Genomic DNA, 24,270 nt, shown 5'->3' with positions numbered 1-24,270 from the left:
CTCGACATCGCGCCTGCCGCAGGGCTTGGGTACAATCCGCTTTCTTTCTGATCAGTACCAGGAACGTATTAGATGATCGCCTGCCTGCGCCCACTTTCCGCCCTCTGCCTCGCCGGCCTGCTCGCCGCCTGCGCCGGCTCGCCCTCGTCCAGCCTGGGCGAGCTGCCGCGTACACCGCAGGCGAGCATCGACCAGCTGCTGCAGCAGGCCAGCCAGAGCGCGCCCGAGCAAGCAGCACTGCTGCGCCTGTCAGCCGCCGATCAGGCCTGGCGCCAGCAGGATATCGGCCGCGCCACACGCATCCTCGATGAAGTGTCGCTGGACGGCCTGAAGCCCGCCCAACAGGTGTTCGCCGCCACCCTCGACGCCGAGCTGGCGATGGCCCGCAACAAGCCCAAGAGCGCCCTCAAAGCCCTGCAGCACCCGAGCCTGGAGCGCCTGGCCGAACTGCCAGTGGAACAGCAGATCCGCACCCAGCTGGTCCAGGCTCGCGCTCTCGAAGACGACGGCCAGACCCTGGCCGCCGCTCGCGAACGCGTGTTCATCGCCCCGCTGCTGTCCGGCGAAGCCGCCAAGGCCAACCACGAAGCCATCTGGGCGCTGGTCTCCAGCCTGCCGCAGAGCCAGCTGATCAGTTCCGGCGACAGTGATCTGGACGGCTGGCTGAGCCTGGCCCTGGCCACCAAGAACGCCGGCACCCCGGACCAGCAGCTGGCCGCCATTGACACCTGGAAGAATCAGCACGCCGGCCACCCCGCCGCCGAACAGCTGCCGCAATCGCTGGGCAAGCTGAAGGAGCTGGCCGGCCAGCCGCTGCAGAAGATCGCCCTGCTGCTGCCGCAGGAAGGCCAGCTGGCCTCGGTGGCCCGCGCCCTGCGCGATGGCTTCCTGGCCGCCCACTACCAGGCCCAGCAGGCCGGACAGAACCCGCCGGAAGTGCTGCTATACGACAGCTCGCGCCTGTCCTCGCTGGATGACTTCTACCGCCAGGCTCAGGCCGATGGCGTGCAACTGGTCGTCGGCCCGCTGGAGAAGCCGCTGGTCAAGCAGCTCAGCGAGCGCCCGCAGCTGCCGCTGACCACCCTGGCCCTGAACTACAGCGATGCCGGCCGCGAAGCACCGGCCCAGCTGTTCCAGTTCGGTCTGGCCGCCGAAGATGAAGCACGTGAAGTGGCCCGCCGCGCCTGGGCCGATGGCATGCGCAGCGCCGTGGCTCTGGTGCCGCAGGGCGAGTGGGGCAACCGCGTGCTGGCCGCCTTCCAGCAGAGCTGGCAGGCCGCCGGCGGCAACCTGATTGCCGCCGAGCACGTCGACCAGCCGGTGGAGCTGGCCCAGCAGATCGCCGATCTGCTCCAGCTGCGCCAGAGCGAAGCTCGCGCCAAGCGCCTGCAGAGCACCTTGGGCACCCCGCTGGCCGCCCTGCCCGCGCGTCGCCAGGACATCGACTTCATTTTCCTCGCCGCCACTCCACAGCAGGCTCAGCAGATCAAACCGACCCTGGCCTTCCAGTACGCCGGCGACCTGCCCGTGTATGCCACCTCGCACCTCTACACCGGCGGACAGAACCCGACGCAGTACCAGGACCTGGAAGGCATCCGCTTCTGCGAAACCCCCTGGCTGCTGGACGCCAACGATCCGCTGCGCCAGCAGGTCGACCAGCAGTGGCCGCAGGCCGCCGGCAGCCTCGGCCGCCTCTACGCCATGGGCGTCGACGCTTTCCGCCTGGCCCCGCGCCTGAGCCAGCTCAAGGCCCTGCCGGAGAGCCGCGTCGAAGGTCTTTCCGGCAACCTCAGCCTGAACCAGGCCCAGCGCATCGAGCGCCAGCTGCCCTGGGCCGAGTTCCGCGGCGGCCAGGTCCAGCGCCTGCCGGACGCTGTCAATTAACAGCAGCCAGGACAGTGGTCGCGCGGCCGAGGCACTGGCCCGCGACCACCTGCAGAAGCACGGCCTGCGCCTGCTAGCGCAGAACTGGAGCTGCCGCGGCGGCGAGCTCGATCTGGTCATGCTCGACGGCGATACAGTAGTATTCGTCGAAGTCCGCTACCGCAAGCATGCCGCCTGGGGCGGCGCGCTGGAGAGCGTCGACGCGCGCAAGCGCCAGCGCCTGATTCTCGCCGCAGAACTGTTCCTGCAACGCGAGAGCCGCTGGGGCAGGCAGCCCTGCCGCTTCGACGTGGTGGCGATAGGCCCTGGCAATACCGGGCTCAACTGGCTACGCAACGCTTTCGAAACGTGAATAGGCCCGATCAAGGATTTCTAGTCGCCCGCGGCGCCTCCCTCAGGTACAACTCTTTTAATCACGCCCCGGCGACTTCCGACTCTTCCAGCTGTCTCATCAGCCAGCACACCTAAGGTCTTCCTCCCATGGATATGCAGAACCGCATTCGCCAGATGTTCCAGGCCAGCATCGATACCAAGCAACAGGCCATGGAAGTCCTGGTCCCCTTCATCGAGCACGCCAGCCAGGTGATGGTCAATTCGCTGCTCAACGAGGGCAAGATCCTCTCCTGCGGCAACGGCGGCTCGGCCGGCGACGCCCAGCACTTCTCCTCCGAGCTGCTCAACCGCTTCGAGCGCGAGCGCCCCAGCCTGCCGGCCATCGCCCTGACCACCGACAGCTCGACCATCACCTCGATCGCCAACGACTACAGCTACAACGAGGTGTTCTCCAAGCAGATCCGCGCCCTCGGCCAGCCCGGCGACGTGCTACTGGCGATCTCCACCAGCGGCAACTCGGCCAACGTCATCCAGGCCATCCAGGCCGCCCATGACCGCGAGATGCTGGTAGTCGCCCTGACCGGCCGCGACGGCGGCGGCATGGCCTCGCTGCTGCTGCCGGAAGACGTGGAAATCCGCGTGCCCTCCAAGGTCACCGCACGCATCCAGGAAGTGCACCTGCTGGCCATCCATTGCCTGTGCGACCTGATCGACCGTCAACTGTTCGGGAGTGAAGAATGACCCGCAATCCGCTGATCCTCGTTACCCTTGCCCTCGGCCTGGTCCTGGGCGGCTGCAGCAACCGCAGCATCGGCAACAAGATCGACGACCAGTTCCTCGAACCCAACGTGGCCAATGCGATTTCCCGCAGCCACCCGGACCTCACCGGGCCCACCTCGCACATCGTAGTCACCGCCTACAACGGCGTGATCCTGCTGGCCGGCCAGACTCCGCGCGCCGACCTCAAGGAAAAGGCCGCGCAGGTGGCCAATGGCGTGCAGGGCGTGAAGAAACTGCATAACGAGCTGCAGGTGCTGCAACCGACCAGCGCCCTGGCACGCAGCAACGACGCGCTGATCACCAGCAAGATCAAGACCCTGATGCTGGCCGACAGCAAGGTACCGAGCGCCAAGGTCAAGGTGGTGACCGAGAACGGCATCGTCTACCTGATGGGCCTGGTCACCCGCGCCGAAGGTGCCGCCGCCACCAACGTCGCATCCGGTGCCTCGGGCGTGCAGAAGATCGTCACCCTGTACCAGTACACCAACTGAACCGGGCGCGCGAAAGACATGAAAAAGGCGCTCCGCGGAGCGCCTTTTTTGTTTTCTACTTGACCACCTTGAGACTGGGTCGCCCGCTGGGCCGCCGCGGCTCGTCTCCGGACGGACCGTCACCATCCGGCTCCGGCCCCTCCTCGTCGTCATCCACCGGCGGCTCCAGCTCGAACACCATGCCCTGGCCGTTCTCCCGCGCATAGATCGCCAGCATGGCGCCGGAGGGGATATACAGCGAATGGGCAGTACCGCCGAAACGCCCTTCGAAGCTCACCGCCTCGTTATCCATGTGCAGATTGCGCACGGCACTGGGCGACACGTTGAGCACGATCTGGCCGTCGTTGGCATAGCCTGGCGGCACCCGCACGCCCGGGAACTCGGCATTGACCAGCAGGTGCGGCGTGCAGTCGTTGTCGACAATCCACTCGTAGAGGGCACGCACCAGATAAGGACGACTGGAATTCATCTCGACTCTCCTCGGCTCAGCGCATGTCGCGCTCGACGGTGGACAGGCTGGCCTGGAAGGCCTCGCGGGCAAACATCCGCTCCATGTAGTCCAGCAACGGTTTGGCCGGGCGCGGCAGCTCGATACCCAGGCGCGGCAGGCGCCACAGGATCGGCAACAGGCAGCAGTCCACCAAGCTCATTTCATCGCTGAGGAAGAACGGCTTGTCGGCGAACAGCGCCGATACGCCGGTCAGGCTTTCGCGCAGCTCCTTGCGCGCCACGACTCTGTCGGCCTCCTTGGTGCGCGAATCGAGGATCTGATCGACCAGCTTGACCCAGTCACGCTGGATACGGTGCATCAGCAGGCGACTCTTGGCGCGGTCGACCGGATACACCGGCAACAATGGCGGGTGCGGATAGCGCTCGTCGAGATACTCCATCACCACGGTCGACTCGTACAACGCCAGGTCGCGATCGACTAGGGTCGGCACGCCGCCGTAGGGATTGGCCTCGGCCAGCTTCGGCGGGCAACGCCCAGCCTGGACATCGATGATCTCGGCACTGACACCCTTCTCGGCCAGCACCAGGCGCACACGATGAGAATAGTGGTCGGCAGGGTCGGAATAACAGGCCAGCTTATTGGTCGCGGCCATGGCGTCCCTCCTGGTTTTTCGATATGGCAGAAACAGAAAGACGCACGCGCCCTTGAGGGGCGCGTGCGTCGACAGCGGTAACGCGATGGATCAGTGCACGTCCTTCCAGTATTCGCGCTTCAGCAGGTAGGCGAACACGAAGAAGAAGGCCAGGTACAGCAGCACATAGGTACCGATGCGCTGGCTTTCCAGCTTGACCGGGTTGGCCGAGTAGGCGAGGAAGGTCACCAGGTTGTGAATCTTCTCGTCGAACTCGGCTTCGCTCAGCTTGCCGGTATTCGGCACCACGGTCAGCTGATCGCAGGCCTCATGGGTGATCGGCGCACCGGTCAGCGGGTCGTACTGCTTCTTGCCATGCTCGACCACCTGGACCTGCTTGCAACCAATGACCTGGCGGCCCTGCAGCTCGACCAGCACGTTGGGCATGCCGACGTTCGGGAACACCTTGTTGTTGGCGCCCAGCGGACGCGCCGGATCTTCGTAGAAAGTCCGCAGGTAGGTGTACAGCCAGTCGGTACCACGTACACGGGCGACCAGGGTCAGGTCGGGAGGAGCAGCACCGAACCAGACCTTGGCGTCTTCGGGCTGCATGCCGATCTTCATGTGCTCACCGATCTTGGCACCGGTGAACACCAGATTTTCCAGCATCAGCTCTTCCGGAATGCCCAGGTCCTTGGCCACGCGCTCATAGCGCTGGAACTTGGCACTGTGGCAACCCATGCAGTAGTTCGCGAAGGTACGCGCACCGTCCTGCATGGCGGCTTTGTCGGTCAGGTCGATATCAACCTTGTCCAGCGGATACTCAAGCGCAGCTGATGCCCAGGAAAAGACCGGCAGAGCGGCGAGTACAAATGCAGCAAATAGCTTCTTCATCAGCCAGTCACCCTTTCCGGAACCGGTTTAGTCTTCTCCATCCGGGTGTAGAACGGCATCAGGATGAAGTAGGCGAAATACAGCGCGGTGCAAATCTGCGACAGCAGGGTACGACCCGGAGTCGGAGCCAGTACACCCAGCACGCCGAGGATCACGAAGGACACGCAGAAGATCACCAGCCAGATCTTGCTCATCCAGCCCTTGTAGCGCATGGACTTGACCGGGCTACGGTCGAGCCACGGCAGGACGAACAGGATGGCGATGGCGGCACCCATGGCGATCACACCCAGCAGCTTGTCCGGCACGGCGCGCAGGATGGCGTAGAAGGGGGTGAAGTACCAGACAGGAGCAATGTGCGCCGGCGTCTTGAACGGGTTCGCCTGTTCGAAGTTGGGCTTCTCGAGGAAGTAGCCGCCCATCTCCGGGAAGAAGAACACCACGGCACAGAAGACGAACAGGAAGACCACGACACCGACGATGTCCTTCACGGTGTAGTACGGGTGGAAGGCAATGCCGTCAACCGGTACGCCGTTGGCGTCCTTGTTCTTCTTGATGTCCACGCCGTCCGGGTTGTTCGAACCCACTTCGTGCAGCGCCAGGATGTGCAGCACGACCAGGCCGAGCAGGACGATCGGCAGGGCGATCACGTGCAAGGCGAAGAAGCGGTTCAGGGTGATACCGGAAATCAGGTAGTCACCACGGATCCACTGGGTCAGGTCATCGCCGATCACCGGGATGGCACCGAACAGCGAGATGATCACCTGGGCGCCCCAGTAGGACATCTGGCCCCACGGCAGCAGGTAGCCCATGAAGGCTTCTGCCATCAGGCACAGGTAGATCAGCATGCCGAAGATCCACACCAGCTCGCGCGGCTTCTGGTAGGAGCCGTAGAGCAGACCGCGGAACATGTGCAGGTAGACCACCACGAAGAACGCGGAGGCACCGGTGGAGTGCAGGTAGCGGATGATCCAGCCGTACTCCACGTCGCGCATGATGTACTCGACGGAAGCGAAGGCTTCCTCGGCGGACGGGGTGAAGCTCATGGTCAGCCAGATACCGGTGAGGATCTGGTTGACCAGCACCAGCAGGGCCAGCGAGCCGAAGAAGTAGAAGAAGTTGAAGTTCTTCGGTGCGTAGTACTTGCTCAGATGGTCTTCCCACATCTTGGTCGCGGGGAAGCGCGCATCGATCCAGGCCATGAGTTTTTCCATCATGCTTTCTCCTGGTCCACGCCAATGACGATGACGTCATCGGTTTCGTAGGAATGCGGCGGAACCGGCAGGTTCAGCGGCGCGGGCTGGGCCTTGTAGACACGACCGGCCATGTCGTAGCGCGAGCCGTGGCAAGGGCAGAAGTAACCACCGACCCAGTCCGGGCCGAGGTCGGCCGGTGCCACTTCCGGACGGAAGGACGGCGAGCAGCCCAGGTGGGTGCACAGGCCGACCAGCACCAGAAGCTCCGGCTTGATCGCACGGGTCTTCTTGTCGACGTAGGCCGGCTGCACGGAGGCGGCAGATTCCGGATCGGCAACGCTACCTTCGATCTTGGTCAGATTGGCCAGGATCTCCTCGGTACGACGCACGATGAACACCGGCTGACCGCGCCACTCGGCGACCATCTGCTGGCCAGGTTCGACCTTGGCGATATTCACTTTCACCGGTGCGCCGGCCGCTTTGGCCTTGGCACTGGGGAACCATGACCCCACGAACGGAGTCGCAGCACCCACCGCTCCGGCAGCACCAACCACCGAAGTGGCCGCCACCAGGAAGCGACGCCGGCCTGCATTCACGCCGTCATTGCTCATTCAGTCGTCTCCCATCAGCTTTGTGGCCTGTTGTCAGGCCTCTACTAAGTAATAAATCGGGCCGCACAAAATTTGCCGAATGGTAAAGAAAAGCCCCTTTTCTGACAAGGTAATTACCGGATACAAAATGGTCGCAGGCCTTGCAGATCGGGCTCTCCGCCAATGCGACAGGTTGTCGCAGAGAAAAACCGGGACAATAAAAAACGCCCAGTTCCAAACGGAACTGGGCGCTTTTGAACGTAGCAGCGAATTAACGCTTGGAGTACTGCGGACGCTTACGCGCTTTACGCAGACCCACTTTCTTACGCTCGACTTCACGGGCGTCACGAGTGACGTAGCCGGCTTTACGCAGCGGGCTGCGCAGGCTTTCGTCGTACTCGATCAGGGCGCGGGTGATGCCGTGACGGATGGCACCGGCTTGACCGCTGACACCACCACCGAGAACGGTGACGTAGATGTCGAACTTTTCGGTGGTCTCGGTCAGCTCCAGCGGCTGACGCACGACCATGCGAGCGGTCTCGCGGCCGAAGAAGTTATCCAGGCTGCGGTTGTTGATGGAGATCTTGCCAGTACCCGGGCGCAGGAATACGCGCGCGGTTGCGGTCTTGCGACGGCCAGTGCCGTAGTTTTGAGTCGCCGACATAATGAACTATTCCGTTAAATCTTCAGTTCTTGGGGCTGCTGAGCGGTGTGCGGGTGGTTGGCACCCTTGTACACCTTCAGCTTGCGATACATGTCGCGACCCAGCGGGTTCTTCGGCAGCATGCCCTTGACCGCGGTCTCGATCACGCGCTCGGGAGCCTTGGCGATCAGCTTCTCGAAGCTGATTTCCTTGATGCCGCCCGGGAAGCCGGAGTGCGAGTAGTACATCTTGTCGCTGGTCTTGGCACCGGTGACACGCACCTGCTCGGCGTTGATCACGACGATGTAGTCGCCGGTATCAACGTGCGGGGTGTATTCCGGCTTGTGCTTGCCGCGCAGACGGCTGGCGATTTCGGTGGCCAGACGACCCAGGGTCTGACCTGCAGCGTCGACGACGTACCAGTCGCGCTTAACAGTTTCCGGTTTTGCAGTAAAAGTCTTCATTCGCTATAGCCTCAGGGGCCGCCCTGAAAATAAGACGGCGGATCTTACTGAATAGTGCTTGCTTTGACAAGGTCAAAGGCAGCCGGAAACAGACGCTATCGGGGGCTCGGGTCAGCGCGTCCGCCACGGCGGGGGTTTCGGTGGGCTAGGCATCCCCACCTTCCTTCTCGCACGGGCTAGGCATCCCCGCCGAGAAAGCCGCGGAATTATGCCGATTGCTGCAGAAATAGCAACCTGCTTTATGCTTGGCCTTTGCCGTTGAACCGAGGAGCAGCACATGGAATATCGCCAACTGGGCCGCAGCGATCTGCAGGTCAGCGCCCTGTGCCTGGGCAGCATGACCTGGGGCGAACAGAACAGCGAGGCCGAGGGTTTCGCCCAGATCGACCGCGCCAAGGCCTGCGGCATCAACTTCCTCGATACCGCCGAGATGTACCCGGTACCGCCGCGCCGCGACACCTACGGCGCCACCGAACGCATCATCGGCAACTACTTCAAGGCTCGCGGCGGCCGTGCCGACTGGGTGCTGGCGAGCAAGGTGGCCGGCCCCGGCAACGGCATCGACTACATCCGCGGCGGCCAGCTCAAGCACAACCGCCAGCACATAGTCGCGGCGCTGGACGACAGCCTCAAGCGCCTGCAGACCGACTGGATCGACCTCTACCAACTGCACTGGCCGGAGCGCAGCACCAACTTCTTCGGCCAGCTCGGCTATCGCCACCAGGAACAGGACTTCACCCCGCTGCAGGAAACCCTGGAAGTGCTGGGCGAACAGGTCAAGGCCGGCAAGATCCGCCACATCGGCCTGTCCAACGAGACGGCCTGGGGCACCATGAAGTACCTGCAACTGGCCGACCAGCTGGGCCTGCCGCGCGCGGTGTCGATCCAGAACCCCTACAACCTGCTCAACCGCAGCTTCGAGGTTGGCCTGGCCGAAGTCGCCATGCGCGAACAGTGTGGCCTGCTGGCTTACTCGCCGCTGGCCTTCGGCATGCTCTCGGGCAAATACGAGAACGGCGCGCGCCCAGCCAATGCGCGCATCACCCTGTTCAGCCGCTTCGCCCGCTACACCAACCCGCAGGCCATTGCCGCCTGCAGCCGCTACGTAACGCTGGCCAGGGAGCATGGCCTGGACCCGGCACAGATGGCCCTGGCCTTCGTCACCCGCCAACCCTTCGTCACCAGCAATATCATCGGCGCCACCAGCCTGGAGCAGCTGGAGAGCAACCTCGGCAGCCTCAGCCTGGAGCTGAGCGACGAACTGCTGGACGCCATCGAGGCGATTCACCGCGAACAGCCCAACCCGGCCCCCTGAAACGAAAAAGCCCGGCCAGAGCCGGGCTTTTCGCATCCGCCGTCCTTACAGGGCGCGGCTGATGATTTCCTTCATGATCTCGTTGGTGCCGGCGTAGATGCGCTGCACCCGCGAATCAGCCCAGGCGCGGGCGATCGGGTATTCCCACATGTAGCCGTAGCCGCCGTGCAGCTGCACGCACTCGTCGATCACCTTGCACTGCAGGTCGGTGCCCCAGTACTTGAGCATGGCCGCGGTCGGCACATCGAGCTTCTTGTTCAGGTGCAGCTCCAGGCAGCGGTCGACGAACACGCGACCGACCTGGATCTCGGTGGCCATTTCGGCCAGCTTGAAGCGGGTGTTCTGGAAATCCGCCACCGCGCGGCCGAAGGCCTTGCGCTCGCGGGTGTAGTCCAGCGTCCACTTCAGCGCCGCCTCGGCCGAAGCAATGGCGCCGACGCCGACGGTCAGGCGCTCCTGCGGCAGTTCCTGCATCAGGTAGACGAAGCCCATGCCCTCCTTGCCCAGCAGGTTGGCCTTGGGAATTCGCACATCCTGGAAGAACAGCTCGGAGGTGTCCTGCGCCTTCATACCGACCTTCTCCAGGCGCTTGCCCTTGGAGAAGCCGGGCGTCTTGGCATCCACCAGGAACAGGCTGATGCCCTTGGCACCCGCCTTGGCATCGGTTTTGGCCACGACGATCACCAGGTCGGCCAGCCAGCCGTTGGTGATGAAGGTCTTCGAACCGTTGATCACATACTCGTCGCCATCCAGCACGGCGGTGGTCTTCACCCCCTGCAGGTCGGAGCCGGTGCCAGGCTCGGTCATGGCGATGGCGGTGACCAGCTCGCCACTGACCAGCTTGGGCAGGTAGTACTGTTTCTGCTCTTCGTTGCCGTAATGCAGGATGTACGGCGCGACGATATCCGAGTGCAGGGAGAAGCCGACACCGGTCAGCCCCAGGCGCGCCTGCTCCTCGATCACCACGGCGCTGTAGAGGAAGTCCGCGGCCATGCCGCCGTACTCCTCCGGGATATGCGAGCAGAGCATGCCGGCCTCGCCCGCCTTGTTCCACAGCGCGCGGTCAATATGACCATCCTTCTCCCATTGCGCATGGAAGGGCACGGCCTCCTGCTCGAAGAACTTGCGCACGGACTCGCGGAACAGCTCGTGCTCGGAGCTGAACAGGGTTCTTGGAATCATTGTTACACCTGTATCTGAGTGGTCGTTGGGTGAGGCCCACTCTAGGCCAGCGCTCGCGCGGGCGGCACTGGACACATGCGACAAAAAATAAGACGATCCAGCCACCTGATGACCGTTTAATCACCAATAAGAACAATAGCCATGTCGCCCATACGCATCGCCATACTCGCTACCGATGGCGTGTTCGCCGCCACCCTGATGCAGGCGCGCGATTTCTTCCACATGGCCGGGCTGCGCCACAGCAAGCAGCAGGGCCTGGGCCCCACATCCGCCTTCCAGATCCGCGTGGTCAGCCCGGACGGGCAGGCGGTGACCAGCTTCAGCGAGGCGGTGATCCCGGTGGATGGCCATCTGGGCGAGGCCGAGGTGATCATCCTGCCGGCCTTCTGGGGCGACTTCGACGCCCTCTGCCAGCGCTGCCCCGAGGTGCTGCCCTGGCTGCGCGAACGGCATGCCGCCGGCAGCGCCATCTGCGGCGAGGCCACCGGCGTGTTCTGGATGGCCCAGGCCGGCCTGCTTGATGGCAAGGAAGCGACCACCTACTGGCGCTTCTTCCGCGAATTCACCGAGCGTTTCCCGCGCGTGCTGCTGAACCAGGACAAGCACCTGTCGGACGCCGACAACCTGTACTGCGCCGGCGGCGTCACCTCGGCCTGCGACCTCTACATCTACCTGATCGAACGTTACTGCGGCGCCGGCATCGCCCAGGGCGTGGCGCGCGACATCCTCTATGAGACCCAGCGCAGCTACAGCCCGGGGCGTATCGGCTTCGGCGGGCAGAAGCTGCACCAGGACGTGGCCATCCTGCAGGTGCAGCAGTGGCTGGAGGAACACTTCGCCGAGAAATTCCGCATCGAGGACGTGGCGCGCCAGCACGGCATGAGCATCCGCAACTTCATGCGGCGCTTCCAGGCGGCGACCGGCGACAAGCCGCTGCACTACCTGCAGCGCCTGCGCATCGAAACGGCCAAGGGCCTGCTCTCCTCTACCCGCAAGAGCATCAAGACCATCAGCTACGAGGTCGGCTACGACGACGCCAGCTTCTTCGCCCGCCTGTTCCGCCAGCACGCCGAACTGTCGCCGAACCAGTACCGCCGCCAGTTCCAGCACAAGGACGGCACCTGAAAGAAGGCGAGCGCCACAGGGCGGGTGAAACCCGCGAGTGGCCCTGCGGGCTTCACCCGCCCTACAAACCAAAACGCCGCGCATCTCAGAAGGAAGCGCGGCGTTTTTCTGCCCACCCCGGGGCTCGCGTTACGGCTTGTGCGGGCGCGACAGGAACTCGTGCGACTGCATCTCCAGCAGGCGGCTGAGGGTGCGCTGGAACTCGAAGTTCAGGCGGCCGCCGCTGTACAGGTCCTTCAGCTCCACCTCGGCGGAGATGATCAGCTTGACGTTGCGGTCGTAGAACTCGTCCACCAGGTTGATGAAGCGCCGCGCCATATCGTCCTTGGCCACGCTCATCTGCTCGACATTGGACAGGATCACCGCATGGTAGATCTTGCCCAGCTCGATGTAGTCGTTCTGGCTGCGCGGGCCATCGCACAGCTCGCGGAAGTCGAACCAGGCGATATCGTCGCCCTCCTTGCGCGCGACGATCGGGCGGTTCTCGATCATCAGCGTCTTGTTCTCTTCCACCACGCAGTGCTCCGGCAGCAGGCTGCGGAAGCTCTTCTCCAGGCTGGTTTCGGCCTCGGCATCCAGCGGGAAGTGGAACAGCTCGGCCTGCTCCAGGGCACGCAGGCGATAGTCCACGCCGCTGTCGACGTTGACGATCTCGGTGTGCTCCTTGAGCAGGGCGATGGCCGGCAGGAAGCGCGCGCGCTGCAGGCCGTCGCGGTACAGGCCGTCCGGCACGATGTTGGAGGTGGCCACCAGGCTCACGCCGTTCTTGAACAGCTCCTCCAGCAGGGTGGCGAGGATCATCGCGTCGGTGATGTCGCTGACGAAGAACTCGTCGAAGCAGATCACCCGCGCCTCGTCGGCGAAACGCTTGCCGATGATGGTCAGCGGGTTCTTCTCGCCCTTGAGGGTGCGCATTTCCTCGTGCACGCGCTTCATGAAGCGGTGGAAGTGGGTGCGCATCTTCTGCTCGAACGGCAGCGCATCGAAGAAGGTGTCGACCAGGTAGGTCTTGCCGCGGCCGACGCCACCCCAGAAGTAGATGCCCTTGATCGGCCCCTGGCGCTTCTTGCCGAACAGCTTGCCGAGCAGGCCGGACGCCTTGGAATCGGCCACCAGCTCGTCGTACAGACGCTGCAGGTGACGCACGGCGTTTTCCTGTGCGGCATCGTGGAAGAAGTCCGGCCGCTTCAGATCGGCCTGATAACGCTCAAGAGGAGTCATGCTGGGAACTTCGGTAACAAAAACGGGGCGGTCACTTTAGCGACGCACCCCGTGCTTGGCAATCATGCCGTGCGCATCATTCCTGCGGGGCGAGCGCCTGGTGCAGGCGGGCGATGGCCTGTTGCAGCGCGCCGTCGTCGACGAAGGCCGGGCTGTCGCCGATCTGCTCGTCGCCCAGCCACACCGAGAAGCTCAGCCCCTCGCTGCGCACATCCAGCTCGGCGCCGGACTGCAGGGCCTTGCTGGCCAGGCCGGCGGCCTTGCCATCGGCGAAGGACTTCGACAGCAGCAGCTGCTCGCCGGCGGCATCCAGCAGGCGGAAGCGGAAGCTGCCGTCATCGTCGCGGAAGCTGACGAAGCGCGCGCTCTTGGTCGCCTTCTTCTTCTCGCCACCTGCCACCTGCACCTGCTCACGGAAGGAGCGCAGGCCGACCGCCTCGCGCAGCTCGCCGAGGAACGGCGTGGCGATCCTGCGCGCCTTGGCCGCGCCGGCGAGGAGGATGTCCTCCAGGTCGGCAGGACGGGCGATCAGCGCGTTGTAGCGCTCGCGCGCCTCGCCCAGTTCGTTTTCCAGCAGCTGGTACAGGCGGTTCTTCGCCTCGCCCCAGGCCAGGCCGCCTTCCAGCTCGGCGCGGAACTCGGCCTGCTGCGCCTGGCTGGCGAAGGCCTGGTACAGGGTGAACAGGTGCGAGCCGTCGGCATCCTTGGGCTCGCCCGGCAGCTTGGAGTCAGTGACGATGCGGGCGATGGCGTCCTTCAGCTGCTTGGCCGTACCGAACAGCGGGATGGTGTTGTCGTAGCTCTTGCTCATCTTGCGCCCGTCGAGGCCGGGCAGGGTCGCTACCTCCTCCTCGATCACCGCCTCAGGCAGGGTGAACAGCTCGCGGCCCTGGCCGAACAGGTGGTTGAAGCGCTGGCCGATGTCGCGTGCCATTTCCACGTGCTGAATCTGGTCGCGGCCGACCGGTACCTTGTGCGCGTTGAACATCAGGATGTCCGCCGCCATCAGCACCGGGTAGCTGAACAGGCCCATGGTCACGCCGGCATCCGGGTCTTCGCCGGCCTCGACGTTCTTGTCCACCGAGGCCTTGTAGGCATGGGCGCGGTTGAGCAGGCCCTTGCCGGCGACACAGGTGAGCAGCCAGCACAGCTCGGGGATCTCGGGAATGTCGGACTGGCGATAGAAGGTCGCCTTGTCGGTATCCAGCCCCAGCGCCAGCCAGGTGGCGGCGATCTCCAGGCGCGAACGCTGGATGCGCGCCGGGTCGTCGCACTTGATCAGCGCGTGGTAGTCGGCGAGGAAATAGAAGGAATCGGCATCGGCGGCGCGGCTGGCAACGATGGCCGGGCGAATGGCGCCGGCGTAGTTGCCCAGGTGCGGGGTGCCGGTGGTGGTGATACCGGTGAGGATACGGGTGGTCATCTGGGTATTCGCTTCAACTTATTGGATACGGGGCTGCACCAGGTCTTTCAGCTCGGGCAACTTGCCGTGAAAAAAGTGGCCGCATTCTGCCACTTTCAGCAGCTCATGGGCACGCGCCAGCCTGGCGGACCAGGCATAGACGTCCTCGGGCGCGATGACTTCATCCTGCTCGGGCTGGATCACCACCAGCTCGCCACCCTGCGGCAGATGCTCGGGCGCCTGCAGGCGATGTACGGCCGGCGCCACCATGAACAGCCTGGGAATGGCCACGCCCTGGTCTTCCAGGCGCCCGGCCAGCGCACCGGCGACGAAGCCCCCGAAGGAGAAACCGAGCAGGGTCAACGGCAGCTCGGGATATTGCGCGCGCAGCCAGTGCGCCACGGCCTCGGCATCGTCGACTTCGCCGCTGCCCATGTCATGGCTGCCGGCACTGGCACCGACACCGCGGTAGTTGAAGCGCAGGGTGTGATAACCCATATCGCGCACCGCACGCTGCAGGGTGGAGACCACCTTGTTGAGCATGGTGCCACCCTGCACCGGGTTGGGATGGCAGATCAGGGCGACGCCGCGGGCGTCCGGCACTTCACACAGCAGGGCCTCGAGCGGGCCGCAGGGGCCGTCGATGGCAAGAGGGGTTTCGCGGATCAACAGCGGGAACTCCGTGACCCCGGGCGGGGTCGACACGTCTTGGTTAGGCACATCGCACAACAGGGCTTTGCCGCGGTATACAGCGCCGGCGAGAGCCGCTACCGTAAAACAAAGCCGCTTTCAGAGGAAGGACTCGTGGAACAATCGCTCACCCCCTGGCTGCTGCCCGCCTTGGCCCTGCTCGCCGGCATCGCCATCGGCTTCCTGGCCGCGCGCCTGCTGCCCAACGCTGCCCCTGGCCGCACCCAGCGCCAGCTGGACGACCTGCAGCAGCGCTTCGACAGCTACCAGAACGAGGTGGTGACCCACTTCAACACCACCGCCAGCCTGGTGAAGAAGCTCACCCAGAGCTACCAGGAAGTGCAGGAACACCTGTCCCAGGGCGCCAACCGCCTGGCTGCCGACGAACTGACCCGCCAGCGCCTGCTGGCTGCGCTCAACACCGATGAGAGCAAGGCCCCGCGCGAGCGCCTGACCCCGCCGAAGACCAACGAGGCGCCGAAGGACTACGCCCCCAAGGAGCCGGATGCGCCCGGCACCCTGGACGAGAGCTTCGGCCTCAAGCGCTGACCGGCAGCCCCAAAAAGCCCCGCACTGGCGGGGCTTTTTTATGGGCATCGACAGCGGACGCGCCAGCCTTCGGCCGCGCACAAAAAAGCCCCGCAATGCGGGGCTTTTTCGATCCGGCAGGCTTAGATGGCGCCGCGGCTGCGCAGCAGATCGAGCACCTGCTTGACGCCCTCTTCCACCGACACGGCCTGGGTGTCGATCACCAGATCGGCATCCAGCGGGATGTCGTAGGGGAAGGACTCGCCCGGGATGTTGTCGCCACCGGCGGCATACAAACCTTGCGGATCGCGCTCGCGGCACACGGCCGGCGAGGCCTGGACGTAGACGGTGATCAAGCGATCATTGCCGATCAGCGCCTTGGCCTGCTCGCGGCCTTCGGCATCCGGCGCCACAAAGGCGGCCAGAGTCAGCAGGCCGGCTTCGTTGAACTGACGCGCCACGTGAGCGGCACGCCGCCAGTTTTCGGTACGCCCGGCACGATCCTGCGGCAGGCCCTTGTTCAGGTCATGGCGCAGGTTCTGGCCATCCAGCACGTACACGGCACGCCCCATGTCGAACAGCTTGCGCTCCACGGCATAGGCCAGGGTGCTCTTGCCGGCACCGGAGAGGCCCGAGAACAGCACGGTGGCCGGCTGCTGGCCGAAGCGGGTCGCACGCTCCTCGGTGGAGACGTGGGCCAGCTTGCCGTGGTGGCCGCCGCCCTGAGCACCAACCGGATCGGCGATGATCATGCCGGCACCGACGGTGCCGTTGGTCAGGCGGTCGATGACGATGAAGGCACCGGTGGTGCGGTTGTGCTCGTAGCCATCGAGGGCAATGGGTGCATCCAGCGCCACCTTGACCCGGCCGATCTCGTTCAACTGCAGGCTGCTGGCCGGCCCCTGTTCCAGGGTGTTGACGTCGACGCGGTGGACGATGCTCGGGATCGAGCCCGGCACGTAGCTGGTGGCACGCTTGATGTCGTATTTCTTGCCAGGCAGCATCGGCTCTTCGGCCATCCACACCAGCATGGCGTCGAAGCTGTCGGTGACCAGCGGACGGTTGTCGGCATGCACCAGCATGTCGCCGCGCGACACGTCGATCTCGTCTTCCAGAGTCAGAGTGACGGCCTGGCCCGGACCAGCCTGCTCCAGCTCACCCTCGAAGGTGACGATGGACTTGACCTTGCTGCCCTTGCCCGACGGCAGGGCGACGACTTCGTCGCCCTTGCGCACGATGCCGCTGGCCAGGGTGCCGGCGAAGCCACGGAAGTTCAGGTTCGGGCGATTGACGTACTGCACCGGGAAGCGCAGGTCGTCGAAGTTGCGGTCGCCGGCGACTTCCACGGTCTCGAGGATTTCCATCAGCGACTGACCGGTGTACCAGGGCGACTGCTCGCTCTTGTTCACCACGTTGTCGCCCTTGAGCGCGGACATCGGCACGAAGTGCAGCGAAGTCGGCTTGAGCGCGATGCCTTCGGCGAACTTCAGGTAGTCGGCCTTGATCTGCTCGAACACGCCCTGATCGAAGCCCTTGAGGTCCATCTTGTTGATGGCCACGACGATATGCTTGATGCCCAGCAGCGAGGCGATGAAGCTGTGGCGCTTGGTCTGGGTCTGCACACCATAACGCGCGTCGATCAGGATGATCGCCAAGTCGCAGGTGGAGGCACCGGTCGCCATGTTGCGGGTGTACTGCTCATGGCCGGGGGTATCGGCAATGATGAACTTGCGCTTGGCGGTGCTGAAATAGCGGTACGCCACGTCGATGGTGATGCCCTGCTCGCGCTCGGCCTGCAGGCCGTCGACCAGCAGCGCCAGGTCGACTTCGTCACCGGTGGTGCCGACCTTCTTGGAGTCCTTGGTGATGGCTTCCAGATGGTCTTCGTAGATCATCTTGGTGTCGTGCAGCAGGCGCCCGATCAGGGTGCTCTTGCCGTCGTCGACGTTGCCGCAGGTGAGGAAGCGCAGCAGCTCTTTGCGTTCGTGCTGAGCCAGGTAGGCAACGATGTCCTGGCTGATCAGATCGGATTGATGGCTCATGATGCGGAATCCTTAGAAGTAGCCCTGACGTTTCTTTTCTTCCATCGAGCCGGCCTGGTCGTGGTCGATGACCCGGCCCTGGCGCTCGCTGGTCTTGGTCAGGAGCATTTCCTGGATGATGTCGGTCAGCGTGGTCGCCGTGGACTCCACCGCGCCGGTCAGCGGGTAGCAGCCGAGGGTACGGAAACGCACCATCTTCTTGGTGATACGGGCCTTTTCCTCATCCGACAGGTGCTCGAGGATGCGATCGTCGTCGATCATGATCAGCGTGCCGTTCTTCTCGATCACTTCGCGCTCGGCGGCGAAGTACAGCGGCACGATCGGGATCTGTTCCAGGTAGATGTATTGCCAGATGTCCAGCTCGGTCCAGTTGGACAGGGGGAAGACGCGGATCGACTCGCCCTTCTTGACCTTGCCGTTGTACACGTTCCACAGCTCGGGACGCTGGTTCTTCGGGTCCCAGCGGTGCTTGCTGTCGCGGAAGGAATACACGCGCTCCTTGGCGCGGGATTTCTCTTCGTCGCGGCGCGCGCCACCGAAGGCGGCGTCGAAGCCGTACTTGTCCAGCGCCTGCTTGAGGCCCTCGGTCTTCATCACATCGGTGTGCTTGGCACTGCCGTAGGTGAAGGGGTTCATGTCCTGCGCCACGCCGTCCGGGTTGATGTGGGTGAGCAGGTCGAGGCCGTATTCGCTGACCATCTTCTCGCGGAAGCGATACATCTCCTGGAATTTCCAGCGGGTATCCACGTGCAGCACCGGGAACGGCAGCTTGCCGGGGAAGAACGCCTTGCGCGCCAGATGCAGCATCACGGCGGAATCCTTGCCGATGGAATACAGCATCACCGGGTTGTCGAACTCGGCGGCCACTTCACGAATGATGTGGATACTTTCCGCCTCGAGCTGTTTCAGGTGCGTCAGTTTGTCGAGCATGGCTATTCACGAATCAGGAATGGACGGCCGGCGGGCCGTGGACGAGGGCGCACTCTAGCACAGCACCCTATTCTATTGAGGAGGCCTTTTAGATCGAAACGATCTAGATTTATGCCCAAAAATCAGCGCCTTCCGGGCCTGAGGGACCGCCCCAGCGGAGCCCCGCAAGAGCCCTCAGACGGGGTTCGGGCAGTCGATGAACAGATGCTCGATGGCGAAGCGCCGTGCCAGGTAGTCACCCAGGGCCTGCACGCCGTAGCGCTCGGTGGCGTGATGGCCGGCGGCGATGAAGCTGAGGCCGTTCTCGCGGGCGCTGTGGAAAGTCTGCTCGGAGGCCTCGCCGGTGAGGAACAGATCGACCCCGGCGGCGATGGCATCGTCGATATAACCCTGGCCGCCCCCGGTGCACCAGCCGATGCGCCGTACCATGCCCGTCCCCTCCACCAGCAGCGGCTCGCGCCCCAATACCTCCTGCACCCGACGGGCGAAATCGCGGGCAGTCATGGGCTCGGCCAGCGAGCCGAGCAGGCCGACCACCTTGGGGTTTTCCGGATCGAGCGGGCCTTCCACGGTAATCTCCAGTTGCCGCGCCAGCTGCACGTTGTTGCCGACCTCCGGGTGCAGGTCCAGCGGCAGGTGGTAGGCCAGCAGGCTGATGTCGTGACCCAGCAGGGTCTGCAGGCGGCGCCGCTTCATCCCGGTGACGCGCGCATCCTCGCCCTTCCAGAAGTAGCCGTGGTGCACCAGCACCACGTCGGCCTCGGCCTCCACCGCGGCGTCCAGCAACGCCTGGCTGGCGGTCACGCCACTGACGATGCGGCGGACCTGCGGCCGCCCCTCGACCTGCAGGCCATTGGGGCAGTAGTCGGCGATGCGGGCGGCATTGAGAAAGCGGTCGGCTTCCTGCACCAGGGTGCTCAGGGCGATGGCCATGGGAATTCCTCGTCAAACTGTTGCCGGTGCTGCCCTTCCTGCCGGCCGCACCTCTATAATGCTGCCACCTTAAGGGCCGCCTCGGGCCCTCGCAACCCTCAGGATTTCTCATCGATGCTCAAGGCCCTGCGCTTCCTTGGCTGGCCGCTGCTGGCCGGCCTGCTGCTGGCACTGCTGCTGATCCAGCGCTACCCGCAATGGGTCGGCCTGCCGGCCAACGAGGTCAACCTGCAGCAGGCGCCGCAGTACGGCATCGCCCAGGAGGGGCCGGTGTCCTACGCCGAGGCCGTCGGCCGCGCGGCACCGGCAGTGGCCAACCTGTACACCACCAAGATGGTCAGCAAGTCCAGCCATCCGCTGCTGGAAGACCCGGTATTCCGCCGCTTCTTCGGCGACAACCTGCCCAAGCAAAGGCGCATGGAGTCGAGCCTGGGGTCGGCGGTGATCATGAGCCCGGAAGGCTACCTGCTGACCAATAACCATGTGGTGGCCGGCGCCGACCAGATCGTGGTGGCGCTCAAGGACGGCCGCGAAACCCTGGCCCGCCTGATCGGCAGCGACCCGGAAACCGACCTGGCGGTACTCAAGATCGACCTGAAAAACCTGCCGGCCATGACCCTGGGCCGCTCCGACCAGATCCAGATCGGCGACGTCACCCTGGCCATCGGCAACCCCTTCGGCGTCGGCCAGACCGTGACCATGGGCATCATCAGCGCCACCGGGCGTAACCAGCTGGGCCTCAATACCTACGAGGACTTCATCCAGACCGACGCGGCGATCAACCCGGGCAACTCCGGCGGCGCCCTGGTCGATGCCCACGGCAACCTGATCGGCATCAACACCGCGATCTTCTCCAAGTCCGGCGGCTCCCAGGGCATCGGATTCGCCATCCCGGTCAAGCTGGCGCGCGAGGTCATGAAGGCGATCATCGAGCACGGCCAGGTGATCCGCGGCTGGCTGGGCATCGAAGTACAGCCGCTGACCCCCGAACTGGCCGAATCCTTCGGCCTGCAGGGACGTGCCGGCATCCTGGTCGCCGGCATCTACCGCGGTGGCCCGGCGCAGAAGGCCGGCCTGCAGCCAGGCGATCTGATTCTGCGGATCGACGGCGAGCCCGCCGTCGATGGCCGGCGCTCGATGAACCAGGTAGCGCGCACCCAGCCTGGCGAACAGGTGGTAGTCGAGGTGCTGCGCGCCGGCGAGCTGCTGGAGCTGACCACCGAGATCGGCCTCAGGCCCCCGGCGGAAGTACAGGAGCAATGAAAAAGGCGCCCCGCGGGGCGCCTTTTTTGTTTCCGGCCCGACTCAGAGCAACGAACCCAGGGCGTCCAGCAGTGCCTGGTTCTGCTCCGGCGCGCCGATGGTGATGCGCAGGAACTGGGCGATACGCGCCTGTTTGAAGTGGCGCACGATCACGCCCTGCTCGCGCAGGCCGGCGGCCAGTGTGGCGGCGTCGCGCTGCGGGTGGCGGGCGAAGACGAAGTTGGCCGCCGAAGGCAGCACCTCGAAACCATGGGCCTGCAGGCCGGCGACCACCGCCTCGCGGCTGTCGATCACTTGCTGGCAGGTAGCGCGGAAGTAATCCACGTCCTCGAAGGCCGCCGCCGCGCCGACAATGGCCATGCGATCCAGCGGATAGGAGTTGAAGCTGTTCTTGATCCGCTCCAACGCCTCGATCAGGTCCGGGTGGCCGACCGCGATGCCGACCCGCAGGCCCGCCAGCGAACGCGACTTGGACAGGGTCTGGGTCACCAGCAGGTTCGGGTACTTGTGCACCAGCTTGATCGCCGTCTCGCCGCCGAAGTCGATATAGGCCTCGTCGACCAGCACCACGCTGTCCGGGCTGCCCTGCAGGATGCGCTCGATGGCGTCGAGCGGTAGCAGGCAGCCGGTCGGCGCGTTGGGGTTGGGGAAGATGATGCCGCCGTTCGGCCGCGCATAGTCTTCGGGACGGATCTGGAACTGCTCGTCCAGCGCCAGCGCTTCATGCTGGATGCCGTACAGGCCGCAGTAGACCGGGTAGAAGCTGTAGGTCACGTCGGGGAACAGCAGCGGCTTGCCATGCTGGAACAGGCCGTGGAAGGCGTGCGCCAGCACCTCGTCGGAACCGTTGCCGACGAACACCTCGACGGTGCTCACGCCGTAATAATCGGCCACGGCCTGCTTGAGGCGATCGCTGTTGGGGTCCGGGTACAGGCGCAGGCTGTCGCCCAGTTCGGCATGCATGGCAGCGATCGCCTTGGGCGACGGGCCATAGGGGTTCTCGTTGGTGTTGAGCTTGACCAGCTTGGCCAGTTTCGGCTGCTCACCCGGCACGTAGGGCACCAGGTCCTTGACGAAGGGGCTCCAGAACTTGCTCATCTGCCCTTCTCTCCTCGAATTCGTTCGGTTTGCGTAGGGTGGAAAACTGCAAAGCGTTTTCCACCGAACAAGACGGTGGACAAGCAAAGCGTTGTCCACCCTACAAAACAGCCATCAAGGCTTGATGCGGTACTCGGCGCTGCGCGCGTGGGCGGTCAGCGACTCGCCACGGGCCAGCACGGAGGCGACCTTGCCCAGCTCGGAGGCACCTTCGGCCGAGCAGTGGATGATCGACGAGCGCTTCTGGAAGTCGTACACGCCCAGCGGCGAGGAGAAGCGCGCGGTGCCGGAGGTTGGCAGCACGTGGTTGGGGCCGGCGCAGTAGTCGCCCAGCGCTTCCGCGGTGTAGCGGCCCATAAAGATGGCGCCGGCGTGGCGAATCTGCGGCAGGTACTGCTCGGGTTTTTCCACCGACAGCTCCAGGTGCTCCGGCGCGATGCGGTTGGCCACTTCGATGGCCTGAGCCATGTCGGCGACCTGGATCAGCGCACCACGGCCCTCCAGCGAGGTACGCGCGATGGTCTCACGCTCCAGGGTCGGCAGCAGACGGGCGATGCTCTCGGCCACGCGGTCGAGGAAGGCGGCGTCCGGGCTGACCAGGATGGACTGCGCGTCCTCGTCGTGCTCGGCCTGGGAGAACAGGTCCATGGCGATCCAGTCCGGGTCGGTCTGGCCATCGCAGACCACAAGGATTTCCGAAGGACCGGCGATCATGTCGATGCCGACCTTGCCGAATACGTGGCGCTTGGCGGTGGCGACATAGATGTTGCCCGGGCCGACGATCTTGTCCACCGGCGGCACGCTCTCGGTACCGTAGGCCAGCGCGGCCACGGCCTGGGCGCCGCCGATGGTGAATACGCGGTCGACCCCGGCCACGCAGGCGGCGGCGAGGACGATCTCGTTGATCTCGCCGCGCGGGGTCGGCACCACCATCACCACTTCCGGCACGCCGGCGACCTTGGCCGGGATGGCATTCATCAGTACCGACGAGGGGTAGGACGCCTTGCCGCCCGGCACATAGAGGCCGGCGCGGTCCAGCGGGGTGACCTTCTGGCCCAGCACGGTGCCGTCGGCCTCGGTGTAGGTCCAGGAGTCCTGACGCTGGCGCTCGTGGTACAGGCGCACGCGCTCGGCGGCCTTTTCCAGGGCAGCGCGCTGCTCGGCGCTGATGCGGGTCAGGGCCAGTTCCAGACGCTCGCGCGGCAGGATCAGCTCGGCCATGGACTGTGCCTCGACGCCATCGAAACGCTGGGTGAATTCGACCACGGCGGCATCGCCACGCTCGCGCACGGCCTGGATGATGTCCAGCACACGCTGGTTGACCGCGTCGTCCGACACGCTTTCCCAGCTCAGCAGATGATCCAGATGACGCGCGAAGTCCTGGTCAGCGGCATTGAGTCGGCGGATGGCGGTAGGAGCGGTCATAGCGGGCCTCATGTTTGGCTATTGCTCAGGCGCCCGTAGAGTACCAGCCGCTCCGCGCGGGCACCTGAGAATTCTGGCTATGACACGGATAGGCAGATGCGGCGTAACACCGCACCGAGGTGGTATCAGCTGCGGTGTCGCGCCTCGACGGCGCCCCGCAGGGTCTCGATCAGCGCCTGGATGCGGCCATGCTGCATCTTCATCGACGCCTTGTTGACGATCAGCCGCGAGCTGATGTAGGCGATCAGCTCCTGCGGCTCCAGACCGTTGGCACGCAGGGTGTTGCCGGTGTCGACCACGTCGATGATCTTGTCGGCCAGGCCGACCAGCGGCGCCAGCTCCATGGAGCCGTACAGCTTGATGATGTCGACCTGCCGCCCCTGCTCGGCGTAGTAGCGCTTGGCTACGTTGACGAACTTGGTAGCCACGCGCAGGCGCCCTTTGGGCTCCGGCGCGCCGACCTTGCCGGCGGTCATCAGCTTGCAGTTGGCGATCTGCAGGTCCAGCGGCTCGTACAGGCCCTGGCCGCCGTACTCCATCAGCACGTCCTTGCCGGCCACGCCGAGGTCGGCGGCGCCGTGCTCGACATAGGTCGGCACGTCGGTGGCGCGCACGATCAGCAGCTGCACGTCATCCTGGGTGGTGGGGATGATCAGCTTGCGGCTCTTTTCCGGATTCTCGGTCGGCTCGATGCCGGCTGCGGCGAGCAGCGGCAGGGTGTCGTCGAGAATGCGGCCCTTGGACAGCGCAATGGTCAGCATG

At 64.7% G+C, this 24,270-nt stretch carries 25 protein-coding genes; 8 read left to right on the top strand and 17 right to left on the bottom strand.

The features are described 5' to 3' along the window. Positions 1 to 72 precede the first annotated feature (72 nt). The 4 genes from PA6_RS12765 to PA6_RS12750 all read left to right on the top strand — a co-directional run bounded on the left by PA6_RS12765 (position 73) and on the right by PA6_RS12750 (position 3,488). On the top strand, positions 73 to 1,884 hold the full coding sequence (locus tag PA6_RS12765; protein ID WP_021701343.1) for a penicillin-binding protein activator: 1,812 nt from the start codon (positions 73 to 75) through the stop codon (positions 1,882 to 1,884). Then, positions 1,880 to 2,236 (top strand): YraN family protein, encoded by a 357-nt coding sequence (locus PA6_RS12760; RefSeq protein ID WP_043216652.1) that lies wholly within the window; start codon positions 1,880 to 1,882, stop codon positions 2,234 to 2,236. The genes PA6_RS12765 and PA6_RS12760 overlap by 5 nt, the downstream gene beginning before the upstream one ends. Before the next feature lie 128 nt (positions 2,237 to 2,364). Beyond that, positions 2,365 to 2,958, top strand: a complete 594-nt coding sequence (locus PA6_RS12755; protein WP_021701341.1) for a phosphoheptose isomerase — start codon at positions 2,365 to 2,367, stop codon at positions 2,956 to 2,958. Beyond that, complete coding sequence (locus PA6_RS12750; RefSeq protein ID WP_021701340.1) at positions 2,955 to 3,488, top strand: BON domain-containing protein; 534 nt, start codon at positions 2,955 to 2,957, stop codon at positions 3,486 to 3,488. Before PA6_RS12755 ends, PA6_RS12750 begins: the two co-directional genes overlap by 4 nt. Before the next feature lie 55 nt (positions 3,489 to 3,543). On the opposite strand, the gene PA6_RS12745 is transcribed toward PA6_RS12750, so the two are convergent. The 7 genes from PA6_RS12745 to rplM all read right to left on the bottom strand — a co-directional run bounded on the left by PA6_RS12745 (position 3,544) and on the right by rplM (position 8,354). Next, entirely contained in the window at positions 3,544 to 3,957 is a 414-nt protein-coding gene (locus tag PA6_RS12745) for a ClpXP protease specificity-enhancing factor (protein ID WP_021701339.1), read from the bottom strand. A 16-nt stretch (positions 3,958 to 3,973) separates the two neighbouring features. Next, the gene (locus tag PA6_RS12740) at positions 3,974 to 4,591 is read right to left on the bottom strand and encodes a glutathione S-transferase N-terminal domain-containing protein (protein WP_021701338.1); all 618 of its coding nucleotides are present in this window, start codon (positions 4,589 to 4,591) and stop codon (positions 3,974 to 3,976) included. A 90-nt stretch (positions 4,592 to 4,681) separates the two neighbouring features. Continuing rightward, on the bottom strand, positions 4,682 to 5,464 hold the full coding sequence (locus tag PA6_RS12735) for a cytochrome c1 (RefSeq protein WP_021701337.1): 783 nt from the start codon (positions 5,462 to 5,464) through the stop codon (positions 4,682 to 4,684). After that, the gene (locus tag PA6_RS12730; protein ID WP_043216650.1) at positions 5,464 to 6,675 is read right to left on the bottom strand and encodes a cytochrome b; all 1,212 of its coding nucleotides are present in this window, start codon (positions 6,673 to 6,675) and stop codon (positions 5,464 to 5,466) included. Before PA6_RS12730 ends, PA6_RS12735 begins: the two co-directional genes overlap by 1 nt. Further along, entirely contained in the window at positions 6,675 to 7,268 is a 594-nt protein-coding gene (petA, locus tag PA6_RS12725) for a ubiquinol-cytochrome c reductase iron-sulfur subunit (RefSeq protein WP_021701335.1), read from the bottom strand. Before petA ends, PA6_RS12730 begins: the two co-directional genes overlap by 1 nt. Positions 7,269 to 7,518: 250 nt before the next feature. Beyond that, entirely contained in the window at positions 7,519 to 7,911 is a 393-nt protein-coding gene (rpsI, locus tag PA6_RS12720; RefSeq protein ID WP_021701334.1) for a 30S ribosomal protein S9, read from the bottom strand. Between the two features lie 14 nt (positions 7,912 to 7,925). Continuing rightward, positions 7,926 to 8,354, bottom strand: a complete 429-nt coding sequence (gene rplM, locus PA6_RS12715) for a 50S ribosomal protein L13 (protein ID WP_021701333.1) — start codon at positions 8,352 to 8,354, stop codon at positions 7,926 to 7,928. A gap of 277 nt (positions 8,355 to 8,631) precedes the next feature. Between rplM and PA6_RS12710 the strand changes: the two genes are divergently transcribed. Beyond that, on the top strand, positions 8,632 to 9,669 hold the full coding sequence (locus PA6_RS12710) for an NADP(H)-dependent aldo-keto reductase (protein ID WP_021701332.1): 1,038 nt from the start codon (positions 8,632 to 8,634) through the stop codon (positions 9,667 to 9,669). A gap of 45 nt (positions 9,670 to 9,714) precedes the next feature. Here PA6_RS12710 and PA6_RS12705 read toward each other — a convergent pair whose 3' ends face one another. Continuing rightward, positions 9,715 to 10,851: an acyl-CoA dehydrogenase family protein gene (locus PA6_RS12705; RefSeq protein WP_021701331.1), complete on the bottom strand. Its 1,137-nt coding sequence runs from the start codon at positions 10,849 to 10,851 to the stop codon at positions 9,715 to 9,717. 141 nt (positions 10,852 to 10,992) lie between these two features. On the opposite strand from PA6_RS12705, the gene PA6_RS12700 reads away from it, so the two are divergent. Further along, positions 10,993 to 11,976: a GlxA family transcriptional regulator gene (locus tag PA6_RS12700; protein WP_021701330.1), complete on the top strand. Its 984-nt coding sequence runs from the start codon at positions 10,993 to 10,995 to the stop codon at positions 11,974 to 11,976. A 129-nt stretch (positions 11,977 to 12,105) separates the two neighbouring features. Here PA6_RS12700 and zapE read toward each other — a convergent pair whose 3' ends face one another. The 3 genes from zapE to PA6_RS12685 all read right to left on the bottom strand — a co-directional run bounded on the left by zapE (position 12,106) and on the right by PA6_RS12685 (position 15,271). Further along, positions 12,106 to 13,197, bottom strand: a complete 1,092-nt coding sequence (gene zapE / locus PA6_RS12695) for a cell division protein ZapE (protein WP_021701329.1) — start codon at positions 13,195 to 13,197, stop codon at positions 12,106 to 12,108. 76 nt (positions 13,198 to 13,273) lie between these two features. Then, positions 13,274 to 14,620: a tryptophan--tRNA ligase gene (locus tag PA6_RS12690; RefSeq protein WP_021701328.1), complete on the bottom strand. Its 1,347-nt coding sequence runs from the start codon at positions 14,618 to 14,620 to the stop codon at positions 13,274 to 13,276. Between the two features lie 18 nt (positions 14,621 to 14,638). Beyond that, positions 14,639 to 15,271 (bottom strand): alpha/beta hydrolase, encoded by a 633-nt coding sequence (locus PA6_RS12685; RefSeq protein WP_255209926.1) that lies wholly within the window; start codon positions 15,269 to 15,271, stop codon positions 14,639 to 14,641. Positions 15,272 to 15,403: 132 nt separating this feature from the next. Here PA6_RS12685 and PA6_RS12680 point away from each other — a divergent pair, with 132 nt between their 5' ends. Next, positions 15,404 to 15,838 (top strand): YhcB family protein, encoded by a 435-nt coding sequence (locus tag PA6_RS12680; protein ID WP_021701326.1) that lies wholly within the window; start codon positions 15,404 to 15,406, stop codon positions 15,836 to 15,838. A gap of 122 nt (positions 15,839 to 15,960) precedes the next feature. On the opposite strand, the gene cysN is transcribed toward PA6_RS12680, so the two are convergent. From cysN to PA6_RS12665, 3 genes are all read right to left on the bottom strand, one after another. Beyond that, complete coding sequence (gene cysN / locus PA6_RS12675; RefSeq protein ID WP_021701325.1) at positions 15,961 to 17,859, bottom strand: sulfate adenylyltransferase subunit CysN; 1,899 nt, start codon at positions 17,857 to 17,859, stop codon at positions 15,961 to 15,963. A 12-nt stretch (positions 17,860 to 17,871) separates the two neighbouring features. Continuing rightward, positions 17,872 to 18,789 (bottom strand): sulfate adenylyltransferase subunit CysD, encoded by a 918-nt coding sequence (cysD, locus tag PA6_RS12670; RefSeq protein ID WP_021701324.1) that lies wholly within the window; start codon positions 18,787 to 18,789, stop codon positions 17,872 to 17,874. 174 nt (positions 18,790 to 18,963) lie between these two features. Further along, complete coding sequence (locus tag PA6_RS12665; RefSeq protein ID WP_021701323.1) at positions 18,964 to 19,722, bottom strand: Nif3-like dinuclear metal center hexameric protein; 759 nt, start codon at positions 19,720 to 19,722, stop codon at positions 18,964 to 18,966. Between the two features lie 114 nt (positions 19,723 to 19,836). On the opposite strand from PA6_RS12665, the gene algW reads away from it, so the two are divergent. After that, positions 19,837 to 20,985 carry a Do family serine endopeptidase AlgW gene (gene algW, locus PA6_RS12660; protein WP_021701322.1) on the top strand — a complete coding sequence of 383 codons (1,149 nt, stop codon included), beginning with the start codon at positions 19,837 to 19,839 and terminating at the stop codon, positions 20,983 to 20,985. Between the two features lie 42 nt (positions 20,986 to 21,027). Here the strand turns inward: algW and hisC are convergent, their stop codons facing one another. The 3 genes from hisC to hisG all read right to left on the bottom strand — a co-directional run bounded on the left by hisC (position 21,028) and on the right by hisG (position 24,269). After that, positions 21,028 to 22,083: a histidinol-phosphate transaminase gene (gene hisC, locus PA6_RS12655; protein ID WP_021701321.1), complete on the bottom strand. Its 1,056-nt coding sequence runs from the start codon at positions 22,081 to 22,083 to the stop codon at positions 21,028 to 21,030. Positions 22,084 to 22,197: 114 nt separating this feature from the next. Further along, positions 22,198 to 23,508 (bottom strand): histidinol dehydrogenase, encoded by a 1,311-nt coding sequence (hisD, locus tag PA6_RS12650; protein ID WP_021701320.1) that lies wholly within the window; start codon positions 23,506 to 23,508, stop codon positions 22,198 to 22,200. 125 nt (positions 23,509 to 23,633) lie between these two features. Next, positions 23,634 to 24,269 (bottom strand): ATP phosphoribosyltransferase, encoded by a 636-nt coding sequence (gene hisG, locus PA6_RS12645; RefSeq protein WP_021701319.1) that lies wholly within the window; start codon positions 24,267 to 24,269, stop codon positions 23,634 to 23,636. Position 24,270: the final 1 nt, after the last annotated feature.

Origin of the sequence: Aquipseudomonas alcaligenes NBRC 14159, from assembly GCF_000467105.1 — a bacterium.
Taxonomy (GTDB): domain Bacteria; phylum Pseudomonadota; class Gammaproteobacteria; order Pseudomonadales; family Pseudomonadaceae; genus Aquipseudomonas; species Aquipseudomonas alcaligenes.
Note: the sequence above shows the minus strand (reverse complement) of the source record. Positions and strands in the feature narration are given on the sequence as shown.